At 71.0% G+C, this 23,748-nt stretch carries 22 protein-coding genes; 10 read left to right on the top strand and 12 right to left on the bottom strand.

The annotated features are described in order from the left end of the window. Nucleotides 1–86: 86 nt before the first annotated feature. The 3 genes from ABZ860_RS16120 to ABZ860_RS16110 all read right to left on the bottom strand — a co-directional run bounded on the left by ABZ860_RS16120 (nt 87) and on the right by ABZ860_RS16110 (nt 3,777). Entirely contained in the window at nt 87–848 is a 762-nt protein-coding gene (locus ABZ860_RS16120) for an isoprenyl transferase (RefSeq protein ID WP_079315659.1), read from the bottom strand. A 332-nt stretch (nt 849–1,180) separates the two neighbouring features. Further along, entirely contained in the window at nt 1,181–2,977 is a 1,797-nt protein-coding gene (locus ABZ860_RS16115) for a phosphoenolpyruvate carboxykinase (GTP) (protein WP_357220483.1), read from the bottom strand. Between the two features lie 281 nt (nt 2,978–3,258). Continuing rightward, a complete protein-coding gene (locus ABZ860_RS16110; protein WP_357220481.1) occupies nt 3,259–3,777 on the bottom strand; it encodes a hypothetical protein in 519 nt (172 codons plus the stop codon). Between the two features lie 76 nt (nt 3,778–3,853). Between ABZ860_RS16110 and ABZ860_RS16105 the strand changes: the two genes are divergently transcribed. Together ABZ860_RS16105 and ABZ860_RS16100 are read left to right on the top strand one after the other, a co-directional pair. After that, nucleotides 3,854–5,365, top strand: a complete 1,512-nt coding sequence (locus ABZ860_RS16105; protein ID WP_357220480.1) for an MFS transporter — start codon at nt 3,854–3,856, stop codon at nt 5,363–5,365. Beyond that, nucleotides 5,343–5,975 (top strand): TetR family transcriptional regulator, encoded by a 633-nt coding sequence (locus tag ABZ860_RS16100; protein WP_357220478.1) that lies wholly within the window; start codon nt 5,343–5,345, stop codon nt 5,973–5,975. The genes ABZ860_RS16105 and ABZ860_RS16100 overlap by 23 nt, the downstream gene beginning before the upstream one ends. Here ABZ860_RS16100 and ABZ860_RS16095 read toward each other — a convergent pair. Then, nucleotides 5,948–6,943: an NADP-dependent oxidoreductase gene (locus tag ABZ860_RS16095; RefSeq protein WP_357220476.1), complete on the bottom strand. Its 996-nt coding sequence runs from the start codon at nt 6,941–6,943 to the stop codon at nt 5,948–5,950. The two genes, ABZ860_RS16100 and ABZ860_RS16095, sit on opposite strands and share 28 nt — an antisense overlap. Before the next feature lie 103 nt (nt 6,944–7,046). Between ABZ860_RS16095 and ABZ860_RS16090 the strand changes: the two genes are divergently transcribed. Continuing rightward, nucleotides 7,047–7,643, top strand: coding sequence for a TetR family transcriptional regulator (locus tag ABZ860_RS16090; protein ID WP_357220474.1), 597 nt, complete (start codon nt 7,047–7,049; stop codon nt 7,641–7,643). On the opposite strand, the gene ABZ860_RS16085 is transcribed toward ABZ860_RS16090, so the two are convergent. The 3 genes from ABZ860_RS16085 to ABZ860_RS16075 form a co-directional block, all read right to left on the bottom strand. Beyond that, the gene (locus ABZ860_RS16085) at nt 7,612–8,868 is read right to left on the bottom strand and encodes a C40 family peptidase (protein ID WP_357220473.1); all 1,257 of its coding nucleotides are present in this window, start codon (nt 8,866–8,868) and stop codon (nt 7,612–7,614) included. The genes ABZ860_RS16090 and ABZ860_RS16085 overlap by 32 nt on opposite strands. A 160-nt stretch (nt 8,869–9,028) precedes the next feature. Beyond that, entirely contained in the window at nt 9,029–9,529 is a 501-nt protein-coding gene (gene greA / locus ABZ860_RS16080; protein ID WP_079315666.1) for a transcription elongation factor GreA, read from the bottom strand. Between the two features lie 75 nt (nt 9,530–9,604). Then, nucleotides 9,605–10,030, bottom strand: coding sequence for a DUF4307 domain-containing protein (locus tag ABZ860_RS16075; protein WP_357220471.1), 426 nt, complete (start codon nt 10,028–10,030; stop codon nt 9,605–9,607). A 151-nt stretch (nt 10,031–10,181) separates the two neighbouring features. On the opposite strand from ABZ860_RS16075, the gene mca reads away from it, so the two are divergent. The 3 genes from mca to ABZ860_RS16060 are packed head-to-tail and all read left to right on the top strand — an operon-like array spanning nt 10,182 to nt 11,554. Next, nucleotides 10,182–11,063, top strand: coding sequence for a mycothiol conjugate amidase Mca (gene mca, locus ABZ860_RS16070; RefSeq protein WP_357220469.1), 882 nt, complete (start codon nt 10,182–10,184; stop codon nt 11,061–11,063). Nucleotides 11,064–11,072: 9 nt separating this feature from the next. Next, on the top strand, nt 11,073–11,240 hold the full coding sequence (locus tag ABZ860_RS16065) for a hypothetical protein (RefSeq protein ID WP_357220467.1): 168 nt from the start codon (nt 11,073–11,075) through the stop codon (nt 11,238–11,240). Continuing rightward, nucleotides 11,237–11,554 carry a GNAT family N-acetyltransferase gene (locus ABZ860_RS16060; RefSeq protein ID WP_357220465.1) on the top strand — a complete coding sequence of 106 codons (318 nt, stop codon included), beginning with the start codon at nt 11,237–11,239 and terminating at the stop codon, nt 11,552–11,554. The genes ABZ860_RS16065 and ABZ860_RS16060 overlap by 4 nt, the downstream gene beginning before the upstream one ends. Before the next feature lie 19 nt (nt 11,555–11,573). Here ABZ860_RS16060 and ABZ860_RS16055 read toward each other — a convergent pair whose 3' ends face one another. After that, nucleotides 11,574–12,737: a hypothetical protein gene (locus tag ABZ860_RS16055; protein WP_357220463.1), complete on the bottom strand. Its 1,164-nt coding sequence runs from the start codon at nt 12,735–12,737 to the stop codon at nt 11,574–11,576. 11 nt (nt 12,738–12,748) lie between these two features. Beyond that, nucleotides 12,749–13,768 carry a helix-turn-helix domain-containing protein gene (locus ABZ860_RS16050; protein ID WP_357220461.1) on the bottom strand — a complete coding sequence of 340 codons (1,020 nt, stop codon included), beginning with the start codon at nt 13,766–13,768 and terminating at the stop codon, nt 12,749–12,751. 111 nt (nt 13,769–13,879) lie between these two features. Here ABZ860_RS16050 and ABZ860_RS16045 point away from each other — a divergent pair, with 111 nt between their 5' ends. Together ABZ860_RS16045 and ABZ860_RS16040 are read left to right on the top strand one after the other, a co-directional pair. Further along, nucleotides 13,880–14,908: a saccharopine dehydrogenase NADP-binding domain-containing protein gene (locus ABZ860_RS16045; RefSeq protein WP_357220459.1), complete on the top strand. Its 1,029-nt coding sequence runs from the start codon at nt 13,880–13,882 to the stop codon at nt 14,906–14,908. A gap of 64 nt (nt 14,909–14,972) precedes the next feature. Next, a complete protein-coding gene (locus ABZ860_RS16040) occupies nt 14,973–16,997 on the top strand; it encodes a thioredoxin domain-containing protein (RefSeq protein ID WP_357220458.1) in 2,025 nt (674 codons plus the stop codon). A gap of 49 nt (nt 16,998–17,046) precedes the next feature. Here ABZ860_RS16040 and ABZ860_RS16035 read toward each other — a convergent pair whose 3' ends face one another. Next, nucleotides 17,047–17,943, bottom strand: a complete 897-nt coding sequence (locus ABZ860_RS16035) for a LysR family transcriptional regulator (protein WP_357220456.1) — start codon at nt 17,941–17,943, stop codon at nt 17,047–17,049. A gap of 161 nt (nt 17,944–18,104) precedes the next feature. Here ABZ860_RS16035 and ABZ860_RS16030 point away from each other — a divergent pair, with 161 nt between their 5' ends. Beyond that, nucleotides 18,105–19,409: an FAD-binding oxidoreductase gene (locus ABZ860_RS16030; RefSeq protein ID WP_357220454.1), complete on the top strand. Its 1,305-nt coding sequence runs from the start codon at nt 18,105–18,107 to the stop codon at nt 19,407–19,409. A 40-nt stretch (nt 19,410–19,449) separates the two neighbouring features. Here ABZ860_RS16030 and ABZ860_RS16025 read toward each other — a convergent pair whose 3' ends face one another. Next, nucleotides 19,450–21,759, bottom strand: coding sequence for a transglycosylase domain-containing protein (locus tag ABZ860_RS16025; RefSeq protein ID WP_357220452.1), 2,310 nt, complete (start codon nt 21,757–21,759; stop codon nt 19,450–19,452). A gap of 306 nt (nt 21,760–22,065) precedes the next feature. After that, on the bottom strand, nt 22,066–22,533 hold the full coding sequence (locus ABZ860_RS16020; protein WP_079315671.1) for an Lrp/AsnC family transcriptional regulator: 468 nt from the start codon (nt 22,531–22,533) through the stop codon (nt 22,066–22,068). Between the two features lie 96 nt (nt 22,534–22,629). Between ABZ860_RS16020 and hppD the strand changes: the two genes are divergently transcribed. Continuing rightward, nucleotides 22,630–23,733 (top strand): 4-hydroxyphenylpyruvate dioxygenase, encoded by a 1,104-nt coding sequence (gene hppD, locus ABZ860_RS16015; RefSeq protein WP_357220450.1) that lies wholly within the window; start codon nt 22,630–22,632, stop codon nt 23,731–23,733. Nucleotides 23,734–23,748: the final 15 nt, after the last annotated feature.

Here is a 23,748-nt window from a genome sequence, read left to right as displayed (position 1 = left end):
ACGGCCGCTCAGCTACCACGTTACGTAACGATTCTCCCCAGCCCAATAGGTTTACGCTGGTTAAAAGATGCTGGTCACGTACCGTCTCAGGAGCCGTACCGACGGTGCCGTGCGGCGTACGAGCGGAGCGCCCGCAGGAAGTCGACTCTGCGGAAGTCGGGCCAGTAGGCCTCGCAGAAGTAGAACTCGGAGTGGGCGCTCTGCCAGAGCAGGAATCCGGAGAGTCGCTGCTCTCCCGAGGTCCGGATGACGAGATCCGGGTCGGGCAGGCCGCGCGTGTAGAGATGCTCCGCGATGTGCTCGACGTCGAGGACCTCGACGAGGTCCTCGATACTCGCGCCCTTGCTGGCATGCTCCTGGAGGAGGGAGCGCACCGCATCAGCGATCTCACGCCTTCCTCCATACCCAACGGCAACGTTCACAATCAGGCCTGGACGATGCGATGTGGTTTCTTTTGCGTGTTTGAGGACACGAGCCGTGTGATCGGGCAGAAGGTCGAGCGAGCCCATGGGGTTGAGGTGCCATCCCTGGTCCACGAGATCCTGCACCAGGTTCTCGATCACCTGGAGCAGCGGCTCGAGCTCGGCCTTGTCCCTGGCGAGATTGTCGGTGGAGAGCAGCCACAGCGTCACGTACTCGACCCCGGCCTCGCGGCACCACACCAGCAGCTCGGAGATCTTGTCGGCGCCCTTCTGATGGCCCCGGCTGACGTCCCGCAGCCCCATGGCCCGCGCCCATCTGCGGTTGCCGTCCACGATGACGCCCACGTGGCGGGGGATCTGGTCGGAGGACAGCTTCCGTTCGAGCCTGCGCTCGTACAGCTTGTACACGAGGTCGCGCATGCTCATGCCCCCTCCTCGCCTGCCGCATCGGAGTTCGTCCCTGCCGGAGGCGCCCAGGTCAGCACTTCGCGAAACGCGCCGTGTTCATTGATTCGCTCGCTGCGCTCGCTCACGCGACCCTCTTCCTCGCGACGGTGGGGCTCGATCACCAATTATCGCGGGCGAACCGGCATGCCCTGCCCTCCTCAAGCTTTCCTGGGCACGGCCGGAGTAACCCGCGTCGCGCGGTCGGAGGCCCCCGATCTGCGGCCGTCAGCCGGTCCCAGCACCGGGACCGGCTGCGCGCGGGCCGTACGCGTGGATCAGCCGAGCCGCTGCACTCAACCGAGCCGCTGGACTCAGCCGAGCCGCTGGACCAGGGCGCGGTATTCGTCCCACAGCTCCTTCGGCATGTGGTCGCCGAAGGTCTCGAAGTGGGGCGGGATCAGCGCGGCCTCCTCGCGCCACACCTCGGGGTCGACGCTGAGCAGGAGCTCCATGTCCTCGGGCGCGATGTCGAGGCCCTCGGTGTCGAGCGAGGCCGGCAGGTTGCCGATCGGCGTGGGCACGGCGTCGGCCACGCCGTTCAACCGGTCGACGATCCACTTGAGCACCCGGCTGTTCTCCCCGAAGCCCGGCCACAGGAAGCGGCCGTTCGCGTCCTTGCGGAACCAGTTCACGTAGTAGATCTTGGGCAGCTTCTCCGGGTCGGTCATCCTGCCGACCTCGAGCCAGTGCGCGAAGTAGTCGCCCATGTTGTAGCCGCAGAACGGCAGCATCGCGAACGGGTCGCGGCGCAGCTCGCCGACCTTGCCCTCGGCCGCAGCCGTCTTCTCCGAGGCCACGTTGGCGCCCAGGAAGACACCGTGCTGCCAGCTCAGCGACTCGGTCACCAGCGGCACCGCGGTCGCCCTGCGGCCGCCGAACAGGATGGCCGAGATCGGCACCCCGGCGGGGTCCTGCCACTCGCGGGCGATCGTCGGGCACTGCTCGGCCGGAGTGGTGAACCGGGCGTTCGGGTGGGCGGCGGGCTCGCCGGACTCCGGCGTCCAGTCACGGCCCTTCCAGTCGGTGAGGTGCGCGGGCGGCTCGTCCGTGAGGCCCTCCCACCAGACGTCGCCGTCGTCGGTCAGCGCGACGTTCGTGAAGATGCTGTTGCCCCACAGCGTCTCGATCGCGTTGGCGTTGGTGGACTGGCCGGTCCCCGGCGCGACGCCGAAGAAGCCGGCCTCCGGGTTGATCGCGTACAGCCGGCCGTCGGGGCCGAAGCGCATCCAGGCGATGTCGTCGCCGATCGTCTCGACCTTCCAGCCCGGGATCGTGGGCTGGAGCATGGCGAGGTTCGTCTTGCCGCACGCCGACGGGAAGGCCGCGGCGACGTACCGCGCCTCACCCTGCGGCGGCGTGAGCTTGAGGATCAGCATGTGCTCGGCCAGCCAGCCCTCGTCGCGGGCCATCGCGCTGGCGATCCGCAGCGCGTAGCACTTCTTGCCCAGCAGCGCGTTGCCGCCGTAGCCCGAGCCGTACGACCAGATCTCGCGGGTCTCCGGGAAGTGGCTGATGTACTTGGTCTGGCTGCACGGCCAAGGCACGTCGGCCTGCCCCGGCTCCAGCGGCGCGCCCACGGAATGGACCGCCTTGACGAAGTCGCCGCGTTCCTCGATGAGGCGCAGCGCCTCGTCACCCATCCTGGTCATGATCCGCATCGACACGACGACGTACGGCGAGTCGGTGATCTCGACGCCGAGCTGCGAGATGTTCCCGCCCAGGGGGCCCATGCAGAACGGCACGACGTACATCGTCCGGCCCCGCATACAGCCCTTGAACAGGGTGGCGAACGTGCGGCGCATCTCGCCGGGCGCGATCCAGTTGTTGGTGGGCCCGGCGTCCTCCTCACGCTCCGAGCAGATGAACGTGCGGTCCTCCACACGGGCGACGTCGCTCGGGTCCGAGGCCGCGTAGAAGCTGTTGGGACGCTTGACCAGCCGCTTGAAGGTGCCCTGCTCGACCAGAAGGTTGGTCAGGCGCGTCCATTCGGCCTCGGAGCCGTCGCACCATTCGATCCGGTCCGGCTGGGTCAGCTCCGCGATCTGCGTCACCCAGGCCGCCAGATCGCTGTGAGTGGTGGGCGTCGGTACCTGTACTGAAATGGACACGGGGGCGGCTCCTTAATCTCTCAGGGCCAGAGCATCATCAGCGACGAATGGCTTCCGAAGCCAATTGGAGTAGACCACCGTGTTTCCACTCCGTTAAATCGACGCCATTCTCGACTTCACGGCCCAAGACCACATCAGCGCAGGCAGCGGCCGTGATGTTGTGGGACCTTACCCACTCTGGCCCTGTTGAAAAAAACGTCCTCCTCTCCCTTACCCGCCCCACCGGCCTTACACATTGGTATAGGCCAATTCGAATGGTCCAGACCTCTCCGGGAATTGGTTCAGTCCAATCCGCCGGGGCCTTCCGCCCTGATCCGGTCGACGTGCTGGAGGGCATCGCGCAGGTCAGCGAGCCAGCTGTCGGTGTGCTTGCCGACGAGCCTGACGCACCAGGCCAGCGCGTCGCTGCGGCTGCGCGCGACACCCGCGGCGACCAGGGTGTCGAGGACCTGCCGTTCCGGCTGGCGCAACCGGGTCATGACCGGGACGGAAAGAGTGGTGAACATCACTGTCTCGCCACCCACGATGACGCCCCACGAGACCTTGCGGCGGAAGCGGTGCTCCGCCTCCCTGGCGATGTCGATCCTGCGCTCGCGCGTCTCCTCGCGGAACCGCTCGACGTACCCCTCCATCGCCGCCGCGCGCTCCAGGTCGGGGAGCCCTTCGGTCACCGACAGCGGCGGAAGCGTGCCCAGCACGGTGATCTCCTCACGATCCACCACGACTTGGGGGGTCCCGGCGAACCAGTTCTCCGGCAACCGGCCGGTGAACCAGGCACTCAGCTGTTCTTCTGCATTCATGTAATCAACATTACATCGCTGCCCGCCGTATGGCCGAGATTGACAGTTGCTACTTTTTAAGAGTTACTCTCAAAACATGGCTACTCTCACTTCTCGGTGGTGGGCGCTCGGCGCCCTCGTGCTGAGCGCCCTGGTCATCGGCATGGACGCGACGGTGCTCAACGTGGCGCTGCCGACGCTCGCGGCCGATCTGCACGCCACGACCGGCGACCTGCAGTGGATCGTGGACGCGTACATGGTTCCGTTCGCCGCGCTGATGCTCCCGGCGGGCGCGTTCGGGGACCGTTTCGGCCGCAGGCGCCTGCTGCTGGCCGGTCTGGCGGCCTTCGGGATCGCGTCGCTGCTCGCGACCTTCGCGACGAGCACGGGCACCCTGGTCGCGGCCCGTGCGCTCATGGGCGCGGGCGGCGCGGTGATCATGCCGCTGTCGACCTCGATCCTGCCGGTGATCTTCCCTCCGGCCCAGCGCGGACGCGCGATCGCCGTCTTCACCGCCGCCATGGCGCTCGGCCTGCCCCTCGGCCCCGTCGTGGGCGGCTACCTGCTCGACCACTTCCGGTGGGGCTCGATCTTCCTCGTCAACATCCCCGTGGTCGTCGTCGCGGCGGTGGCGGCGGCCGTGTTCATCCCCGAGTCACGCGACCCCGCCGCGCCCCGGACCGACGTTCCCGGCGCGCTGCTGTCGGTGACGGGCCTGGCGGCCCTGGTCTACGGCGTCATCGAGGTCCCGGCGCGCGGCTGGGGCGACCTCCGCGTACTGGCCGCTCTCGGCGTGGGGGCGGCGCTGCTGGCGGTGTTCGTCCGCGTCGAGGCCCGTGTCAGGCAGCCGATGACCGATCTCGGCCTGTTCCGCAGCCGCGTCTTCGTCTGGGGCGCGGCCGGCGCGACGTTCGTGAGCCTCGGCATGTCGGGCGTGCTGTTCGTCGTCCCGCAGCACCTGCAGGCCGTGCTGGGGCACGACGCCTTCGGCACCGGCGTACGGGTGATCCCGATGGTGGCCGGGCTCATGCTCGGCGGCCTGACCGGAGAGCGGCTCACGGCGCGCCTCGGCCTGCGCGTGGTGATGCCGGCGGGCCTGGTCGTGCTCGCCGCCGGTTTCGGCGTGGGCGCGACGACCTCGGCGTCCTCCGGGTACGGGTTCGTCGCGGCGTGGCTGGCCGTCCTCGGCGCGGGCGTGGGCCTGGCCATGGTCCCCGCCATGGACGGCGTGCTCGCCACGCTGCCGGAGGAGCGGTCGGGCTCGGGCTCGGCGACCCTGCAGACCGTGCGTCAGGTCGGCGGCGCGCTGGGCGTGGCGGGCCTCGGCAGCGTGCTTTCGGCGGCGTACGCCTCCGGACTGCCGGAGGGCGTCCCGGAGGCGGCGGGCGACTCGATCACGGCGGCGGCGGCCCTGGCCGCCCGCACGGGGAACGCGGCGCTCCTGGACGCCGCGAGGGAGGCGTTCGTGAGCGGCATGGACCTGGTGCTGCTGGTGTGCTGCGCCGCGTCGGCGCTGGCCGCCGTCCTGGTGGCGGTCTTCCTACCGGGGAGTACGGCCGAGAGCGGAAAGACGGCAGAATCAGGGCATGAGCTCACCACAGCGCGCTGACCGGACTCCGCACCCCTCCGATCGCGTTGTCACGAGCCTGCGCGAGCGCAAGAAGGCCAAGACCCGCAGGACCATCCAGGAGGAGGCCCTGCGGCTGTTCGCGGAGCAGGGGTACGAGGCCACGACGGTCGAGCAGATCGCGGAGGCGGCGGAGGTCTCCCCGAGCACGTTCTTCCGCTACTTCCCCACCAAGGAGGACGTGGTCACCCAGGACGACTACGACCCGATCCTCATGGAGGCGATCAAGGCCCAGCCGCCGGACCTGCCCCCGCTGGCCGCCATCCGCGCCGCGTTCCGCTCGGCCTTCGCGTCGATGGACCCGGAGGAGCTGGACGGGGTCCTCGCCCGGAGCAAGCTGTCGGCGTCCGTGCCCGCCCTGCGGGCCCGGACCGTGGAGGGACTGCTCGTCACGGTGAACATGCTCGCGGGCGCGGTGGCCGAGCGCACCGGCCGCGACCCCCACAGCCCCGCCGTACGGACCCTCGTCGGCGCGGTCGTGGGGGTCATGCTGCCGGTCCTGTTCACCTGGGTCGAGCGGGACGACGCGGCCTCGCTGCCCGCCCTTCTCGACGAGGCCCTCGGCTACCTGGAGGCCGGGCTGCCGGTCTGATCGGGCGCCACCCGCAGGACGATCTTCCCTTGGATGTGCCCGCGCTCCGCCCGTTCGTGGGCCTTCGCGGCCTCGGCGAGCGGGAAGACGGAGTCCAGGCCGACGCGCAGCCGGCCCTTTTCGAGCAGGCGTCCCAGCTCGGCCATCTGCTCCCCGTCCGAGTGGACCTGGCCGGACCGGAAGGTGATGCCCAGCTCCGCCGCGCGCTCTCGGTGGTACTCGCCATGGAAGACCGGGCTGATCACGCCGCCGGGCCGCAGCACCGGCAGGAAGCGGTGCCCGTCCGGCCCGCCCACGGTGTCGATGAGCACGTCCACGTCCCGCACCTCGTCCTCCACCCGGGTGGTCGTGTAGTCGAGGAACTCGTCGACGCCCAGATCGCGCAGGAACGTCTCGTGCCGCCCCGAGGCCACCCCGATGACATACGCGCCCCGCACCTTGGCGAGCTGCACCGCGAAGTGGCCGACCCCGCCGGCGGCGCCGTTGACCAGCACTCTGCGGCCCTCGTCGAGCTTGATGTGATCGAAGACGTACTGGTAGGCGGTGAGCCCGGCCATCGGCACGGCGGCCGCCCGCACGTGGTCGAGGTTTCCCGGCTTGCGGGCCAGGTGGGACGCGGGCGAGGTGGTGTACTCGGCGTACCCTCTCCCCCCGTTTCCCAGAGAGGGGAAGCGGACGAGGCCGAACACCTCGTCGCCCTCCTGCCACTCCGTGACGCCGTGGCCGACGGCGACGACCACTCCGGAGATGTCCGAGCCCGGCGTGTACGGCAGGGGGAACGCGGGCCGCAGTTCCTCCGGGATGTTCGAAAAGCCCCTGCGGGCGTACCAGTCGGGCGGGTTCAGCCCGGCCGCGTGCACGCGGACGAGCACGTCTCCGGGGCCCGGCTCGGGGCGAGGAACCACCTCCAGCGCCAGAACGCCGGGCTCGCCGGTCCTGTGCATGCGGACGGCCTTCATCGCGGGCATCGATCCTCCTGAACGGCAATTATCCGGAGCTGCGCTCCACATAATAATCGGAGCACCGCTCCGGATGTCAATGCTCCGGATGCCGAGGTGCGAGGATCGACGCATGACGGGCCGACAGCAGCGCGCGGACGCGCAGCGCAACTACGAGCGCATCCTGGAGGTCGCCAGGACCGTGGTGGAGGAGCAGGGGACCCAGGCGTCGCTGCGCGACATCGCCCGGCGTGCCGAGGTCGGCATGGGCACGCTCTACCGGCACTTCCCCACGAGAGAGGCCCTCCTGGAGGCGTTGCTCCGGCAGCGGTTCGACAACCTGGCGACCCGCGCGGAAGAGTTGGAGGGCGCGGGCGACTCCCACGAAGCGCTACGACAGTGGCTGCGGGAGTTCCTCGGCGGCGCGAGCGCCTACCGCGGCCTGACCGCCTCGATGATGACGACGATCGGCGACGAGAGCTCTCCCCTCCACGCGTCGTGCTCCGCCATGCGGGAGGCCGCCGGACGCCTGGTCGAACGGGCCCAGGACGACGGCCACATCCGGCCCGACGCCGACGGGATGGACGTGTTCGCGCTGATCAGCGCCGTCGGCTGGGTCGCCGAGCAGGGCCCGGTCGTCGCCGAGCGGCGCGAGCACCTGTTCTCGCTCGTGCTGGACGGCCTGGCCGCCGGCGCGGTCAGCGGACGCGCGCGGAGATCTGCGGACTGACCCGGACGACCCCGGCGAGGTTCTTGGTGTAGACGTTCGCGATCTTCACGACGTCGCCGGTGTGCGGGGCGTGCAGCATCTTGCCGTTGCCCCAGTAGATGGCGACATGCGAGATGTAGCCGGGGTTGGTCGGATCGTTGCGCCAGAAGAGCAGATCGCCCGGCTGCGCCTGCGACAGCGGCACCTGCGGACCGGTGACCCACTGCTGGTACGTCACCCGCGGCATGCGCACGCCCGCCTGCGCGTACGCCCACTGCACGAGCCCCGAGCAGTCGAAGCTGTCGGGCCCCTCGGCCCCCCACACGTACGGCCGGCCGAGCTTGCTGACGGCCGCGGTGAGCGCGACCTTGAGCTGCTCCGCGGACATGAACGCGGTCTGCGGCCACACCGTGCGTCCCTTGGGCGTCACCACCACCGGGTTGATCGTGGCGACCTGACTGCCCTTGGGCAGGATCTTCAGCAGCCTGAGGCGGAGCTTGCGGGAGTCGACCTTCGGCGCGCTCACGACCAGGGCGTTGCCGTCCGGGATGCCGAGCGCCGCCGCCGTGCCCTTCGAGACGATCGCCGCGATCGAGCCCATGCCCACCGTGGCGTACGCGCCGATGCGCAGGCGCCTGGCGCCGCTGTGGACCTGCGAGCCCAGCTGCACGCCGCCGTCGTTGCCGAGCTCGAAGGAGACCGCCATGTCGCCGGCGGCGATGTTGCGCCACAGCTCGTCGGAGGAGGCCGTCACCTTCGGCGTGTACGACCGGAAGGTGGACGGGTCGACGCCCATCGTCGGCACCCGCTTGCCGTCCACGACCACGTCGGCCGCGCCGGTCACCTCGGCGGCGGTCACGCCCTTCTCCTTGCGCACCCTCTCCACCACCTCGGGGGGAAGGGGCCGGTTGGTCACCACGAACAGGTGCGGGCGGATCAGCCGCTCCAGTGGAGCCACCGGCTGCTGCGTCATCGTCTGGGCCGCCGGGGCCTGGCGCCCCGGCGTCGGGGCCGGCACCTCGCGGGCCTGCCGGGCCGCCGCCACGTAGCCGTTGCCCGTGCGCCGCCCGGACAGGGCGGTGACCACGCCCGAGTCCGCGGATTGCGCCCCGAACTCGCCGAGCACGAGCACGTCGGCCGTCAGCACGGTGACGAGCGCCACGGCGATGAGGGGAACCGTCCTGCGCAGGCGCCCCGGACGGGGCAGCCGCGGGCGGTAGGCGAGATCCTGACGAGCCTCGGACACGGCTCTCGCGAACTTCCTGCCTAAACGGGTGGAAGGCCGCGCTCGGCGTTCGAGCACGATCTCACCCCTCCCGCGGCGAATGGTCCGGTCCACGACGAGACTGCCGCACGGCCGGGAATACCGCAAACGAATGCGGAATTCCCGGCCGGGGCGAAAGGGGTCAGTTGCCGATGTACGGCACGGCTTCGAGGATCTCGACGGTGTTCTGCCTGCCGTTGGGCAGTGTGTACGTCGCCTTCTCCCCGATCTTCTTGCCGTTGATCGCGGATCCGAGGGGAGAGTTCGGCGAGTAGACGTCGATGGGCGCGCCGCTCTCCTCGCGGGAGGCCAGCAGGAAGGTGACCTCCTCGTCGTCGCCGTCGAAGCGGACCGTCACGGTCATGCCGGGACCCACGACGCCCTCGGCGCGGGGAGCCTCGCCGACCCTGGCGTTGTCCAGGATCTGCCGGAGGTGGAAGATGCGGGCCTCCATCTTGCCCTGCTCGTCCTTGGCGGCGTGGTAGCCGCCGTTCTCCCTGAGGTCACCCTCTTCCCGGGCGGCTTCGATCTTCTTGGCGATGTCCGTGCGACCCGGGCCCGAAAGGTACTCGTACTCCTCCTTGAGGCGGTCGTACGCCTCTTGCGTCAGCCAGGTGACGTTGTCGTTCTGGGAGACGGCCACGGGCTCTCCTTGTTTCCGTAAGTGACTCGAAAGGCTGTCAAGTTAACGCCTTCGAACGCTTCCCCAAAGATTCCACTATACGAGATCGCAGTAGTCGACATGTACTGCTGTGGCCTGGGAACTCGTCCTCAGCCGTTCGGTGAACTCGAGGTCCGACCGCCCCTTGGGAATGTCGACCTCGCGGCTGCCGACCTCCAAGTGCTGGGTGTCGAGTGCCTGGATCCGGCACATCGCCGCCCGGTCGGCGGGCTTGTGCACGGTGAAGGTGATGACGGCGGAGTCCGCGGCGCTCGCGTCGAAGGTGATCACGTCGGCGCTCACCGAGGGGTTCCCGTTCGCGCGGAGCATGACATAGCCCCAGCCGCCCGCCATCACCGCCACGATCAGCGCGATCACGATGTACGGAACCAGCCTGGCGGGCCGCGCGGGGCGGGGCGCGAAGTCGTCCGGCGTGCCGAGCACCGGGCGTGTCCCCTGGCCGCCGGCCTCATCGGTGGGCATCGCGGAATCTCCCTGAGGATTGTCGGTGTTGTGCGAGACGATCGTCCGCACAAGTCGACCGTGTCGGCGACGCGGGCCATGCCGGGTCCGGAACGCACGGTCCCTTAGAAGCTAACCTCTTTTCGTAGCCATAGAACACCTGAGGAGAGACGTGAGTGCACCGTTGAGGCTGATGGCCGTGCACGCGCACCCAGACGACGAGTCGAGCAAGGGCGCCGCCACGATGGCCCGCTACGTCGCGGAGGGCGCGGAGGTGCTCGTCGTCACGTGTACGGGTGGTGAACGCGGCTCGATCCTCAACCCGAAGATGGACCGGCCGGACATTCTGGAGAACATGGGCGAGGTGCGCCGCCAGGAGATGGAGAAGGCGCGCGAGATCCTCGGCGTCCAGCAGCGTTTCCTCGGCTTCGTCGACTCCGGGCTGCCGGAGGACGAGAACGAGCCGCTGCCCGAGGGGTGCTTCGCCCTGCAGCCGCTCGAGGTGGCGTCGGCGCCGCTGGTCGCCGCCGTCCGCGAGTTCCGGCCGCACGTGATCCTCACCTACGACGACAACGGCGGTTATCCGCACCCGGACCACATCATGACCAACCGGGTGTCGGTGGAGGCGTTCGAGGCCGCGGGCGACCCCGACCGCTACCCCGGCACGGGTGAGCCGTGGCAGCCGCTGAAGCTCTACTACCACATGGGCTTCACCCGGGAGCGGTTCGAGGCGCTGCACAACGCCATGACCGAGCGCGGCATGGGCTCGCCGTACGCCGACTGGATCGCGCGGTGGGAGGACCGTCCGCAGAAGTGGGAGGTCACCACGAGGGTCCCGTGCGCGGAGTACTTCGAGATCCGCGATCTCGCCCTGCTCGCGCACGCCACCCAGGTGGACCCCGACGGGTTCTGGTTCGTCTGCCCCCGTGAGCTCCAGGAGGAGATCTGGCCGACCGAGGACTACCACCTCGCGCGGTCGCTCGTGGACACCACGCTGCCGGAGGACGACCTGTTCGCGGGTATCGCCGCGGAGGTCACCCCTGCCTGCTCGTAAGCTGAAGGCGTGGATGCAACCAGCTACGGGCCGGGTCTCCTGGGCTTCATCGTCGTCGCCGCCATCGGCCTGGCCCTGTTCTTCCTGCTGAAGAACATGAACAAGCAGATGAGGAAGATCCAGGTGCCGCACGACCACCGCGAGGACGAACGGCGCGGGAACGGGCCCGAGGCGTGAGCGCGGACCCCCGGGTCGTCGACAACCCCGCCGCGTCGCGTTACGAGATCGTGGTCGACGGCGTGGTCGCCGGATTCGCGCAGTACCGGTTGCGGGACGGCTCGATGGTCTTCCCGCACACCGAGGTACGCGACGAGTTCGAGGGCCGCGGGCTCGGCAGCAGGCTGGTGGGCGGAGCCCTCGACGGAGCGCGGGCGGCCGGCCTGCGCGTCGTGCCGCTGTGCTCGTTCGTGGCCTGGTACATCCAGCGGCATCCGGAATACCGCGATCTGGTGGACGACGACTACCGGAACCTGGTCGACACCGCCGGGTAGGACCCGGCGGCCGGGCGGCTCACTCGGGGAGCGCGGGGCCCGAGGACCAGGCGCGCTCCAGCGCCTTCGGCAGGCCCCACCAGCCCAGCGGGGTCAGCACCTCGGCCCGGTCCACGATGCCGAGGTGCGCCCACAGCGGCGTCACCGCCGTGAACAGCATCTCCGTCGCCTCCAGGTCCTCCGGCTCGTCCGGGTCCACGTCGACGTCCTCGGAGTCGGCGATGAACCGGGCGATCCGCTCGGGCGAGGCGAGCACCCCCGGGCCGTACCGGACCAGGGTGATCACCGACGCGAGCCAGTCGGCATGGTGGATGGCGCACAACGAGGCCAGTATCGAGTCCTCGTGGCTGAGCTCACCCTCCATGTCGAAGAACCGGGCGGCGTCCTCCTCGTCCGGAAGGTCGGAGATCGGCGCGGCGATCCCGGCGGCGACGGTGAGCCACAGGTCCTCGTCGCGTTCGGGCAGCACGCCGTCCTCCAGCCCGGCGCAGGCGCGCAGCACGTTGCCCGGGTAGCCGGGCCGGGTCAGCGTCACGCGCAGCCGCCTGGCGGCCGAGCGGAGATCGGCCTCCGGGAAGGGCGGCTCCGGCAGGTCGTCGAGCACCCGCCGCAGCTCGCTCAGCGCGAACGCCTCCTCCTCGTCCCAGGCGGCGTACAGCTCCTGGTCCTGCTCGTCGTTGACCACGACGTTGGGCACCCGGCCGTCCGGCAGCGGGGTGCCGAGCCAGCGCTCCTGGAGCTCCTCGTAGGCGTGCCGGGCGTCGGGATCCCCGGCGGCCAGCGCGTCCGCGTCGATCTCCCCGGCCGCCAGCCGCTCCTCCAGGAACTCGACCAGCCGCTCGTACATCTCGGTGGCCACCGGGCCGCGCTCGCTCTCCTCCGGCCACAGGAAGTAGCTGCGGGTGAGCATGATCGGCTCGGTCCCGCTGGACTCCAGCCAGCGCTGCACGTCGCCGACCGTCGCCACGCCGGACTCGATGCTCATCAGCACGGCCTTGGCCGACTCCCAGAAGCGGGGCGACAGCGGGTTGCCCGCCGCGAGCAGCTGCCGCCGCAGGTCGGGAAGGGCGACCAGGGCCTGTCCGGACGGCACGGCCAGCAGCACCCGTGCGACGTCGCGCCGCGTCATGGCGGCCGCCGGGCGTCCCGAGTGCCTGATAGCGAAGTCCAGATCCAAGCCCACGTCCTGTGAGCCTACGCCGGGACGGGCCGGAACACATCCCCGCGGTCCCCCACGAGTTCCCCCGCACGTGGTGACTCGCCCCTTCCGGGGCCGGTCCGCGAGCGGAAGGTGCGGCGGTAGGTGTCCGGAGGCACGCCGACCGTGCGGTTGAAGTGCCGGCGCAGCGTCGTGGCGGTGCCCATGCCGGTGGCCGCCGCGATGGCGTCGATGCCGTCGTCGGTGGTCTCCAGCAACTCCTGGGCGTGGCGGATCCGCTGATTCAGCAGCCACTGCAGCGGGGTGGTGCCGGTCACCGCCCTGAAGTGGCGGCTCAGATTGCGCGAGCTCATCCGCGCCTGGCGGGCCAGGTCCTCCACGGTCAGCGGATGGTCCAGCCGCTCCATCACCCAGGGGAACAGCTCGGCGAGCGGGTGGTTGTCGGGGGCGGGCACCGGGGTGGTGACGAACTGGGCCTGGCCGCCGTCCCGGTGCGGCGGCACCACCAGACGGCGGGCGACCGTGTTGGCGATCGAGGAGCCGTAGTCCATGCGGACGAGGTGCAGGCACAGGTCCATGGCCGCGGCCTTGCCCGCGGAGGTGAGCACGCTGCCGTTGTCCACGTACAGGACGTCCGGGTCGACCTCCACCCGGGGGTAGCGGGCGGCCATGTCTCCGGTGTGCGCCCAGTGCGTGGTCGCGCGCTTCCCGTCCAGCAAACCGGCGGCGGCCAGCACGAAAGCGCCCGTGCAGAGGGAGGCCACGCGTGCGCCCGCCTCGTGGGCCGCGCGCACCGCGTCGACCAGGTCGGCGGGTGGATCGACGTCGACGTCGGCCCAACCCGGGACGATCACGGTGTCGGCGCGCCGGAGCCGGTCGAGGCCGTCGTCGGGCTCCAGCCGGAACCGCCCGGTCCGCACCGCGCCCGGCCCGCAGAGGACGAGGCCGTACCAGGGGACGGCCACGCCGCTCGGGCGGACCCCGAAGACCTCGTACGCCAGCGACAGCTCGAAGTGCAGCATGCCGTCGGTGACGGCGAGCGCGACAGTGCTCATGTCCGGAATTGTACGGGTAATGGCGTTCCGGACACTCGTGCGCGGCACCTCGCCCTCGTCAGGATGTCCACGACAGATCGCAGTGGATCGTTTTGATCAGGAGGAGAACCGATGGGATCGGGTCTCATGGTGGCGGTGTTCGGCGCGTACGGGCACACCGGGCGCTTCGTGGTGGCGCAGCTGCGGGATCGCGGGTTCGTCCCGGTCCTGTCCGGGCGTGACGCCGACAGGCTGAAGACGCTGGCGGCGGAATCCGGGCTGGAGGCCAGCCCGGCGACGGTCGACGACCCGGCCTCGCTCGATCGCGCGCTGACCGGCGTGGCTGCCGTGATCAACTGTGCCGGGCCCTTCGCCACGACGGCCGCTCCCGTGATCGAGGCGGCGCTGCGCGCCGGGATCCCCTACGTGGATGTGGCGGCGGAGATCGAGGCCAACGTCGACACGTTCACGCACTTCGCGGACCGCGCCCGCGCCGCGGGAGCCGTCGTCGTCCCCGCGATGGCCTTCTACGGCGGTTTCGGCGACCTGCTGGCCACCGCCGCGATGGGCGACTGGACCGCGGCCGACGAGGCGCACGTCGCGTACGGGCTGAGCAGTTGGCACCCGACGGCCGGGACACGTGCCGCGGGCGCGGTCTCCGGGCAGCGGCGGGGCGGCCGGCGCGTTCGTTACGCGAACGGCCGGCTGGAGTATCGCGACGACAAGGCGCCGACCCTGGAGTGGCCCTTCCCCGACCCCATGGGGCCCCGGGCCGTCATCGGGGAGTTCACGATGGCCGACGTCGTCACCATTCCCAGCCACCTGTCCATCCCCGATGTGCGCACCTACATGACGGTCGAGGCCGCCAGGGACCTGTCGGACCCGGACACGCCGGCGCCGGCCCCGGTCGACGAGCGTGGGCGGTCCGCGCAGACCTTCCTCGTCGACGTCGTCGTGCGCTCCGGCGGCGCCGAACGGCGCGCCGTGGCCCGCGGCCAGGACATCTACGCCATCACCGCGCCGCTCGCGGTGGAAGCGGTCGACCGCATACTCACCGGACGGACCAGGACCGTCGGCGTCGCCTCCGCCGGCGAGATCTTCGACGCCCTCGACTTCCTCCGTGCGCTGTCCCCGCACATCTCCCTGGAACTGCGTCCCTAGCGAGCCGACCACCACGTCGTCCTCACTCGGATCGTCCTTTTCCGACGTGTGAGAGGCTGGCCCTATGAACCGGCTGGGTGGCGAGACCTCTCCCTACCTCCTGCAACACGCGGACAACCCGGTGGACTGGTTCCCCTGGGGCGAACAGGCGTTCGCGGAGGCCCGCGGGCGCGACGTCCCCCTGCTGATCAGCGTGGGCTACTCGGCGTGCCATTGGTGCCACGTGATGGCGCACGAGTCGTTCGAGGACGAGACCACCGCGCGGCTGATGAACGAGTTGTTCGTCAACGTCAAGGTGGACCGCGAGGAGCGGCCCGACGTGGACGCCGTCTACATGGGCGCGGTCCAGGCGATGACCGGGCAGGGCGGCTGGCCGATGACGGTCTTCGCCACCCCCGACGGGCACCCGTTCTACGCCGGCACCTACTTCCCCCGGCCGCACTTCCAGCGGCTGCTGCAGGCCGTCTCGCAGGCCTGGCGGCAGGACCGGGAGGGCGTCCTGGCCCAGGGGGAGAAGGTGGTGGAGGCGCTCGCCGAACGCACCGGGGCGCCGTCCGGCCCGCTGCCCACCGCCGAGACCCTCGGCCTCGCCGTACGGAACCTCGCGGAGAGCTTCGACGAGCGGCGGGGCGGATTCGGCGGAGCGCCCAAGTTCCCGCCGTCCATGGTCCTGGAGTTCCTGCTGCGGCACGGCACCCGGGACGCCATGGCCATGGCCGAGACGACCATGGAGGCGATGGCCAGGGGCGGCATGTACGACCAGCTCGGCGGCGGCTTCGCCCGCTACTCGGTCGACGCCGGCTGGGTGGTGCCGCACTTCGAGAAGATGCTCTACGACAACGCGCTGCTGCTGCGGGTCTACGCCCACTGGTGGCGGGCGACCGGCTCCGTCCTGGCCAAGCGGGTGGTCCTTGAGACCGCCGAGTGGCTGCTGCGGGAGCTGCGCACGCCCGAGGGCGCGTTCGCCTCGGCCCTGGACGCCGACAGCGAGGGGCCTGACGGTGCCCACGGCGAGGGATTGTTCTACGTCTGGACCCCCGATCAGCTCCGCGAGGTCCTCGGGGAGGACGACGCCGCCTGGGCGGCCTCGGTGTTCGAGGTGACCGGCACGTTCGAGCACGGCACCTCGGTGCTCCAGCTTCTCGCCGACCCCGACGACCCGGCCCGGTTCGACCGGGTCCGTACGGCCCTGCGCGCCGCCCGGGAGCGGCGGCCGCGCCCCGGACGGGACGACAAGGTCGTGGCCTCCTGGAACGGGCTCGCGATCGCCGCCCTGGCAGAGGCGGGCGCGCTCTTCGACCGGCCGGACCTGGTCGAGGCCGCACGCGAGGCGGCCGTGCTTCTCGACGACCTGCACACGGTGAGCCGCGGCCCGGCCCGGCTGCTGCGGACCTCCCGTGACGGCCGGGCGGGGGCCAACGCCGGCATGCTGGAGGACTACGCCAACACGGCCGAGGGCTTCCTCGCCCTCTACGGCGTCACCGGCGAGAGCCGGTGGTTCCACCGCGCCGGAGACCTGCTGGAGACCGTGCTGACGCGGTTCCCCGACGGGTCGGGAGGGTTCTACGACGCCCCCGACGACGGCGAGCGGCTGTTCCAGCGGCCCCAGGATCCGACCGACAACGCGACGCCCTCAGGCCAGTTCGCGGCGGCGGGGGCGCTGCTGTCCTACGCCGCGCTCACCGGGTCTGCCCGGCACCGGAAGGCGGCCGAGGCGGCGCTGGGCACGGTCTCCGCGCTGGCGGGGCGGCACGCCCGGTTCGCCGGGTGGGGCCTCGCGGTGGCGGAGGCGGCGCTGCGCGGCCCCGCCGAGGTGGCGATCGTCGGCCCGGCCGACGACGCCCGCACCCGCGCGCTGCACAAGGCGGCCCTCATGTCCGGCACGCCGGGGCTGGTCGTCGCGCTGGGCACCGGAGAAATCGGCACGGGACACGCCGGCGCCGTGCCGACGGGCGTGCCCGTGGACGTGCCGCTGCTTGAGGGGCGGGGCATGGTCGACGGCTCGCCTGCGGCCTACGTGTGCCGGCGGTTCACCTGCCGGGCGCCGGTCACCACTCCCGCCGAGCTGCGCGCCGAACTGGCCCAATAGAAGCGGCAGGGCCGAAGGAACAGGGCAGAAGCGACAGGGCGGGACGTCCTCAGCCGTGGCCGACGACCACGTCGCCGGCCGCCCGGACGAAGGCGCGGACGCGTGCGGTGGAGTTGTCGGCTCTCCACAGCAGGCCCCATCGCAGCGGTGGGGCGTCACTGAACGGGATGTAGGCGACGTCGGGCCTGACGTAGTAGCGCGTGGCCTGCGCGCCGACCGGAAGGACACCGTGGCCGGCGCCGATGAGGGTGAGCATCTCGTTGAACGTGGCGGCCGAGGGGCCCGGTTCGATCACCCGTCCTGAGGGCGTGGTGCGCGGGGTGCGGTCGTCGCGCAGGGAGGCGGGAAGCGTGCCGGGGAGCTGGAGCAGGGGAACCCTGGCCAGGTCCTCCAGGGAGACCGACTCCCGGCGGGCGAACGGATGCCCGGACGGCACCGCGAGCATGCGCGCCTCCGACACCAGGACCGGCCCGGTGGCGATGCCGGGCTCCTCGACGGGGAAGGTGCCCAGCGCGACGTCGACCTCGCCGGTGCGCAGCCAGGGCATGAGATCGACCATCTGCGCTTCCCGGAGCTGAACGTCGCACCCGGGTTCGCGCCGCCGCAGGAGTTCGGCCGCCCCGACGAGCAGTTGCCCGCCCGCGGCGCCGACGAAGGCGACCCGCAGCGTGCCGGTGAGTCCCCGGCCTGCGGCGACGGCCTGCTCGAACGCGGAAGTGATCTGCCGCCAGGCGGGCCGCACCTCCTCGTGCAGCCTGCGTCCCAGCGGGGTCAGCTCCACCCGGCGGCTGGTGCGCTCGAACAGCGGGACGCCGACGCGCCGTTCGAGCTTGGCGATGGTCTGGCTGATGCGGGCGGTGGACACGCGCAGGCGTTCGGCGGTGCGGCCGAAGTGCAGCTCCTCGGCGAGGGTGAGGAACGCCTCCAGCTCGTGCCGCTCCAGCATGACGCCCCCATCGTTAACTCAGACTTCACGATCATTGCACAGGACCGCGTTGATCGGTTTCCGGCTCCGGCCGAGAGTGGACCCGTCCAGAAACCACTCCGGCCTGCGACAGGAGTCGCCGGAAAGCCGCCTGACCTGCCCATCACGGAAAGAGAATGATCGTGAACGCTCTGAGCACCCTGCGCTCCGCCGTCCGCGGCCGGGTCTGGCTGACCGGCGACCCCGGCTTCGACGCCTCCCGCCGTCCGTGGAACCTGGCCGTCGAACAACCGGTGGCGGCCGTGGTCGAGGCCGCCGACGCCGACGACGTCGCCGCGCTGGTCAGGCATGCCCGCGCCGCCGGGTCGACCATCGCCGCCCAGCCGAACGGGCACGGCGCCACCGGCCGCACCGACGGCGCCGTCCTGCTGCGCACCCGGCTGCTGGACTCCGTGGAGATCGACTCTGCCGCCCGGCGGGCCCGCGTCGGAGCCGGCGTGTCCTCGGGCCGGCTGCAGGCCGCCGCCGCGCCGTACGGACTGACCGGCCTGCCGGGCAGTTCTCCGGTCGTCAGCGTCACGGGCGTCGCCCTCGGCGGCGGGCTCAGCTGGTTCGGCCGCACGTACGGCTGGGTCGCCGACAGCGTCACGGCCCTCGACATCGTCGACGCCGAGGGACGGCAGCGGCGCGTCACCGCCGACGCCGACCCCGACCTGTTCTGGGCCCTGCGCGGCGGGGGCGGCGACTTCGCGATCGTCACCGCCCTGGAGCTGTCCCTCCACCCCGCGCCACGACTGTACGGCGGGCGGGCGCTGTGGCCGGCCGAGCACGCGCCGGACGTGGTGGACGTCTACCGGCGGATCACCGCCGCCGCGCCGGACGAGCTGACCCTCTGGCTGGACCTGCTGCAGTTCCCCGGCTCCGCGCCCATGGTGGCCGTGGACGCCGCATACCTCGGCGAGGCGTCCGAGGCTCGCGACCTGCTGGCTCCCCTGGATCGCCTTCCCCGGCCGCTGTCGGACACCCGGCGGACCATGCCCGTCTCCGAGCTCGGGTCCATCACCGCGGAACCCACCGACCCCGGGGCCGGCTCCTCTCGCGCCGAACTGCTGACCGGGCTGGACGACACGACGGCCAAGACGCTGCTCGCCGACCCTGTCGCCCCGCTGCTGAGCGTGCAGATCCGCCATCTGGGCGGCGCGTTCGCCCGCCCGTCCGACAGCCCGCACGGACCGCTGACGGAGCCGTACGCGCTCTACCTGTTCGGCATCCCGGCCGACCCGGCGACGGCCGAGGCCGTCACGGCGAGACAGCGGGCGCTCGCCGAAGCCCTCCCCGTCAGCGGGCGCAAGCCCCTCACCTTCCTCAACCCCCGGGAGAGCGCGGCCGACGCCTTCACTCCCGCCGTGCTGGACCGCCTCCGTGGCGTCAAGCGTCGCCACGACCCTCATGACGTCTTTCGCGGCAACTTTCCCGTCCTTGCCTGAACGTCGCGGTCGCGCGTCGCCGGAGTCCCCGGCCGGGCCGTCAGCGGGCCGGGACCTGGGCGACCGGGAGCTGCGGCCCGGGGATCTGCGCGACCGGGCCGGTCTGACCATTCTGGCCACCCTGGCCGGTCTGATCGTTCTGGCCGGTCCGCCGGGCGCCCGGGTCGGTCTGGCCGGTCCGCCTGGCGCCCGTGCCGGTGGCGCCCGGGTCGGATCTGGTGGTTCCCGTCTCGGTGGCGGCGCGGGTGGCGGGGTCCGCCGCATCCATGTCGCGGGCGCCTCCGGCACCGGCCGGGCCGGCCGCGCCGCCGACGCCGTTCGCGCCGCCTCTCGGGCCGGCCTCGCCGTCCTGGCCCGTGGCGCCCGGCTGCTCCTCGTCCGCCCCTGTGGGCGGACCGGGCACGCCGGCCCCGTCGGGGCCGGGAGCGGTCGCCCCGTCACCCGGCCCGTACGGCATGGGCGACCCGGCGGGCCCCGACGGATAGGCCGTGGGAACCCCGCTCTGCTGGGGCATGGCCATACCGTAGGTGTCCCAGTAGTAGGGGTTCCACGTGACCGGGTCGGGGAACTCCCGGACCGGCTTGTCCTCCATGGCGGTGCTCATGAAGGTCTTCCAGATCTCCGCGGGCAGCGTGCCGCCGTACAACTCGCCGTATCCGGGGACGGTCACCGGCTTGTTGTCGTCGCGGAACATGTCGACCGCGACGGCCAGTTGCGGGACGTAGCCGGAGAACCAGACGGCCGCCGACTCGTCGGTGGTGCCGGTCTTGCCCGCCACCGGGCGGTCCCACAGCCGCGCGGCCGTGCCGGTGCCGCTGCGCACCACCTGCTCCAGCGCGTACGTCGTGTCGGCGGCGGTGTTCTCGCTGAAGGCCCGGGTGCCGGGCGGGGCGAACCTGCGGGTGAGTCCGGTGCTGTCGGTGACCGCCCGGATCACGTGGGGCTCGTGGTGGATGCCTCCGGCGGCGAAGGTGGCGAACCCGGAGGCCTGCTGCACGGCGCTCACCGACGCCACGCCGAGGGGCAGTGTGGCCGCGCTCTGGTGCGGGGCGAGCTGCGCCGCGGGGATCCCGGCGGCCCGCGCCGCGGCGACGACCTTGTCGAGGCCGATGCGCTGCCCGAGGTCCACGAAGGCGGTGTTGACCGAGAACTGCGTCGCCTCGAGCAGTGTGATCGACTGCCCGTACGACTTGCCGCCCGAGTTGGGGACGTCGGCCGCGCCGACGCGGATCGGGGAATTGCCGTAGACCAGCGTGTCGAGCCCGTATCCGGCCTCGAGCGCGGCGGCCAGGGTGTAGGGCTTGAAGGTCGAGCCGGCCTGGACCTTGGCGGAGAAGGCGTTGTCGTACTGGTTGGTCTCGTAACGGCCCCCGTAGAAGGCGACGACCTCGCCGGTCGCGGGATCGACGGCCGCCAGGCCGGTGCGGACCCTCTTGGGGGTGTCGTCCGGCAGGACCGCCTTGACCGCCTGCTGGGCCTGCGCCATCAGCTTCTTGTCGAACGTCGTGGTGACCTTGAGGCCGCCGTGGTTGATGTCCTCGTCGGTGTAGCCGAGCCGGTTCAGCTCGGCGCGCACCTGCGCCAGCATGTAGCCGTTCTGGCCGCCGAGGGACAGCGGCGCCCGCTGCTTGGCGAGCGTGGGGAACACCTGGGCGCCGGCCTCTTCACGGGTGATCGCGCCGATCTCGCGCATGCCCTTGATCACCGAGGTCCACCTGGCCTTCACCGCGTCGAGCGCGGCCCCTGCCGGGTTGGCGAAACGGGTGGGCTGCTGGATCACGGCGGCGAGGTAGGCGCCCTCGGCCGCCGTCAGGTTCTGCACGTCCTTGTCGAAGTAGGCCCGCGCGGCGGCCTGGATGCCGTACGCCCCCCGGCCGAAGTAGATGGTGTTGAGGTAGCGCTCCAGCACCCAGTCTTTCGGCTTGGAACGATCCACCTTCAGCGCGATCATGATCTCCTTGAGCTTGCGCCCGATGGAGCGTTCCTGACCGAGGCCGCTGTAGTAGTTGCGGACCATCTGCTGGGTGATCGTCGAGCCGCCCTGGAGCTGGCGGCCGGTGACCGTCGACCACACGGCGCGGGCCGTACCGGACAGGGAGACGCCCTGGTCCTGATAGAACGTCCGGTTCTCCGCCGCGATGACCGCGCTTCTGACGACCTGGGGGACCTGCGTGAGCGGCACGTTCTTGCGGTTGACGCCCTCGGTGGCGAGGACCGTCCTGCCGTCTCGGTAGTAGATCACCGAGCCCTGGGCCGTCGCCAGCTCCTGGGTGCTGTCCGGGATGGGGGTCAGGGCCCACACCACGGCGAGGAACACGGCGAGCCCGACGATCCCGGTGGCCAGGCTCACGAGGAGGACACGCGGCAGCCGTCTTCGCCGGCGAGGCTTCGGCGCGCCGCCGTCCCCGCCGCCTCCTCCCCCGTTCGGGCCGCCGAGTGACGCCCGCGGTTCCGCGGCGCCCTCCCCGATCGGGCCCTCTTCGGCGCTGTCCACGCTGTGACCCCCGATAAGTCCGATACCCCCGCTACGCCCGTTTGTGCCCTCTGAGCTGGGCGAATGGATCCACGGTAAACGATGGCCATCGATGGTCCGGCACTTCCCGCCGCGTCTGTGGAAAAGCCTGCCCCGGGCAAAGGACTCTGGGGAAAACGCGGGTCAACCCCCGGCCGCGCGGACGAGCGGGAGGGTCCGGTACGGCACCGGCGTGTCGAGCGCGATCACCGATTCGGTCCTCACGACGCCCTGCACGTCAACGATCAGGTCGATGACGCGCTGGAGGTCGGCGTTGCTGCGGGCGACCACGCGGCAGAGCATGTCTCCTCCACCGGTGATCGTGTGGACCTCCAGGACCTCGGGAATGAGCGCGAGTTGGTCGGCCACCGGCACGTGCCCCGCGACCTGCCTGATGTGCAACGTCACGAACGCCGTCACGTCGAAGCCGAGCGCGGCCGGATCGATGTCCGGGCCGTAGCCGGTGATGACTCCCTTCGCGGCCATCCGGTCGAGCCGGGCCTGCACCGTCCCCCGGGCCACGTTCAGCCTCCGGGAGCACTCGAGCACGCCGATCCTGGGCTCGGCGGCCAGCAGGGCGACGAGCCGGGCGTCGAGGTGGTCAATCGTCATAACGATTTCCCCTTGCACGAAGCGACGATTGAGCACATTGTCCACCGATTCAACTCACTGTTGCGCAAATTGGCCACACCACCGGACAGTTGATCCATGAACGATGTCTTTCCGGTTCACGGCATGGACGCGGTGGTCTTCGCGGTCGGCAACGCGAAGCAGGCCGCCCACTACTACTCGACCGCCTTCGGGATGCGCCTGGTGGCCTATCGGGGGCCGGAGACGGGCAGCCGCGACGAGGTCGCGTACGTCCTCGTGTCGGGCTCGGCCCGGTTCGAGCTGCGCGGAGCCGTTCGCGCGGGCACGCCGCTCGCGCGTCACGTGGCCGAGCACGGCGACGGCGTCGTCGACCTCGCGCTGGACGTGCCGGACGTGGAGACGGCCTACCGCCACGCGCTCGCGCAGGGCGCCCGGGGGCTGGAGGAGCCCCACGTGGTCGAGGACGACCACGGCAAGGTCGTGGTCGCGGCCATCGCGACCTACGGCGAGACCCGGCACACGCTGGTCGACAGGTCCAACTACAGCGGGCCCTACCTGCCGGGATACGTCGCGGCCGAGCCCATCGTCGCGCCGCCTGCGGTGAAGAACGGCCGGCTCTTCCAGGCGATCGACCACTGCGTCGGCAACGTCGAGCGCATGGAGGAGTGGGTGGAGTTCTACGAGAAGGTCATGGGCTTCACCAAGATGGCCGAGTTCATCGGCGACGACATCGCCACCGAATACTCGGCGCTGATGTCCAAGGTCGTCGCGGACGGCACCCGCAAGGTCAAGTTCCCGCTGAACGAGCCCGCCGAGGGCAAGAAGAAGTCCCAGATCGAGGAGTTCCTGGAGTTCTACGGCGGCCCGGGCGTGCAGCACATCGCACTGGCCACCAACGACATCGTCACGACGGTCGACGCCATGCGCGAGGCGGGGGTCGAGTTCCTCGACACACCCGACTCCTACTACGACGACCCGGAGCTGCGCTCCCGCATCGGCGAGGTCCGCGTGCCGGTCGAGGAGCTGAAGAAGCGCCGCATCCTCGTGGACCGCGACGAGGACGGCTACCTTCTGCAGATCTTCACCAAGCCGGTGGTGGACCGTCCGACCGTCTTCTTCGAGCTCATCGAGCGGCACGGGTCCCTCGGCTTCGGCAAGGGCAACTTCAAGGCGCTCTTCGAGGCCATCGAGCGCGAGCAGGAACGCCGCGGCACCCTCTGACGCCCGCTGACGCAC

The organism is Microbispora sp. NPDC046973, from assembly GCF_040644495.1.
Classification (GTDB): Bacteria; Actinomycetota; Actinomycetes; order Streptosporangiales; family Streptosporangiaceae; genus Microbispora.
The sequence above is the reverse complement of the archived record's forward strand: the minus strand, read 5'-3'. Positions and strand labels throughout refer to the sequence as shown.

What these genes read in the sequence shown, in the direction of transcription:
- ABZ860_RS16035 (WP_357220456.1), bottom strand. Translation starts at nt 17,943, where the DNA reads ATGCTGGAGCGGCACGAGCTGGAGGCGTTCCTCACCCTCGCCGAGGAG.
- ABZ860_RS16120 (WP_079315659.1), bottom strand. Translation starts at nt 848, where the DNA reads ATGAGCATGCGCGACCTCGTGTACAAGCTGTACGAGCGCAGGCTCGAA.
- ABZ860_RS16040 (WP_357220458.1), top strand. Translation starts at nt 14,973, where the DNA reads ATGAACCGGCTGGGTGGCGAGACCTCTCCCTACCTCCTGCAACACGCG.
- ABZ860_RS16090 (WP_357220474.1), top strand. Translation starts at nt 7,047, where the DNA reads ATGACGGGCCGACAGCAGCGCGCGGACGCGCAGCGCAACTACGAGCGC.
- ABZ860_RS16095 (WP_357220476.1), bottom strand. Translation starts at nt 6,943, where the DNA reads ATGCCCGCGATGAAGGCCGTCCGCATGCACAGGACCGGCGAGCCCGGC.
- hppD (WP_357220450.1), top strand. Translation starts at nt 22,630, where the DNA reads ATGAACGATGTCTTTCCGGTTCACGGCATGGACGCGGTGGTCTTCGCG.
- ABZ860_RS16105 (WP_357220480.1), top strand. Translation starts at nt 3,854, where the DNA reads ATGGCTACTCTCACTTCTCGGTGGTGGGCGCTCGGCGCCCTCGTGCTG.
- ABZ860_RS16050 (WP_357220461.1), bottom strand. Translation starts at nt 13,768, where the DNA reads ATGAGCACTGTCGCGCTCGCCGTCACCGACGGCATGCTGCACTTCGAG.
- ABZ860_RS16075 (WP_357220471.1), bottom strand. Translation starts at nt 10,030, where the DNA reads ATGCCCACCGATGAGGCCGGCGGCCAGGGGACACGCCCGGTGCTCGGC.
- ABZ860_RS16020 (WP_079315671.1), bottom strand. Translation starts at nt 22,533, where the DNA reads ATGACGATTGACCACCTCGACGCCCGGCTCGTCGCCCTGCTGGCCGCC.
- ABZ860_RS16045 (WP_357220459.1), top strand. Translation starts at nt 13,880, where the DNA reads ATGGGATCGGGTCTCATGGTGGCGGTGTTCGGCGCGTACGGGCACACC.
- ABZ860_RS16110 (WP_357220481.1), bottom strand. Translation starts at nt 3,777, where the DNA reads ATGAATGCAGAAGAACAGCTGAGTGCCTGGTTCACCGGCCGGTTGCCG.
- ABZ860_RS16100 (WP_357220478.1), top strand. Translation starts at nt 5,343, where the DNA reads ATGAGCTCACCACAGCGCGCTGACCGGACTCCGCACCCCTCCGATCGC.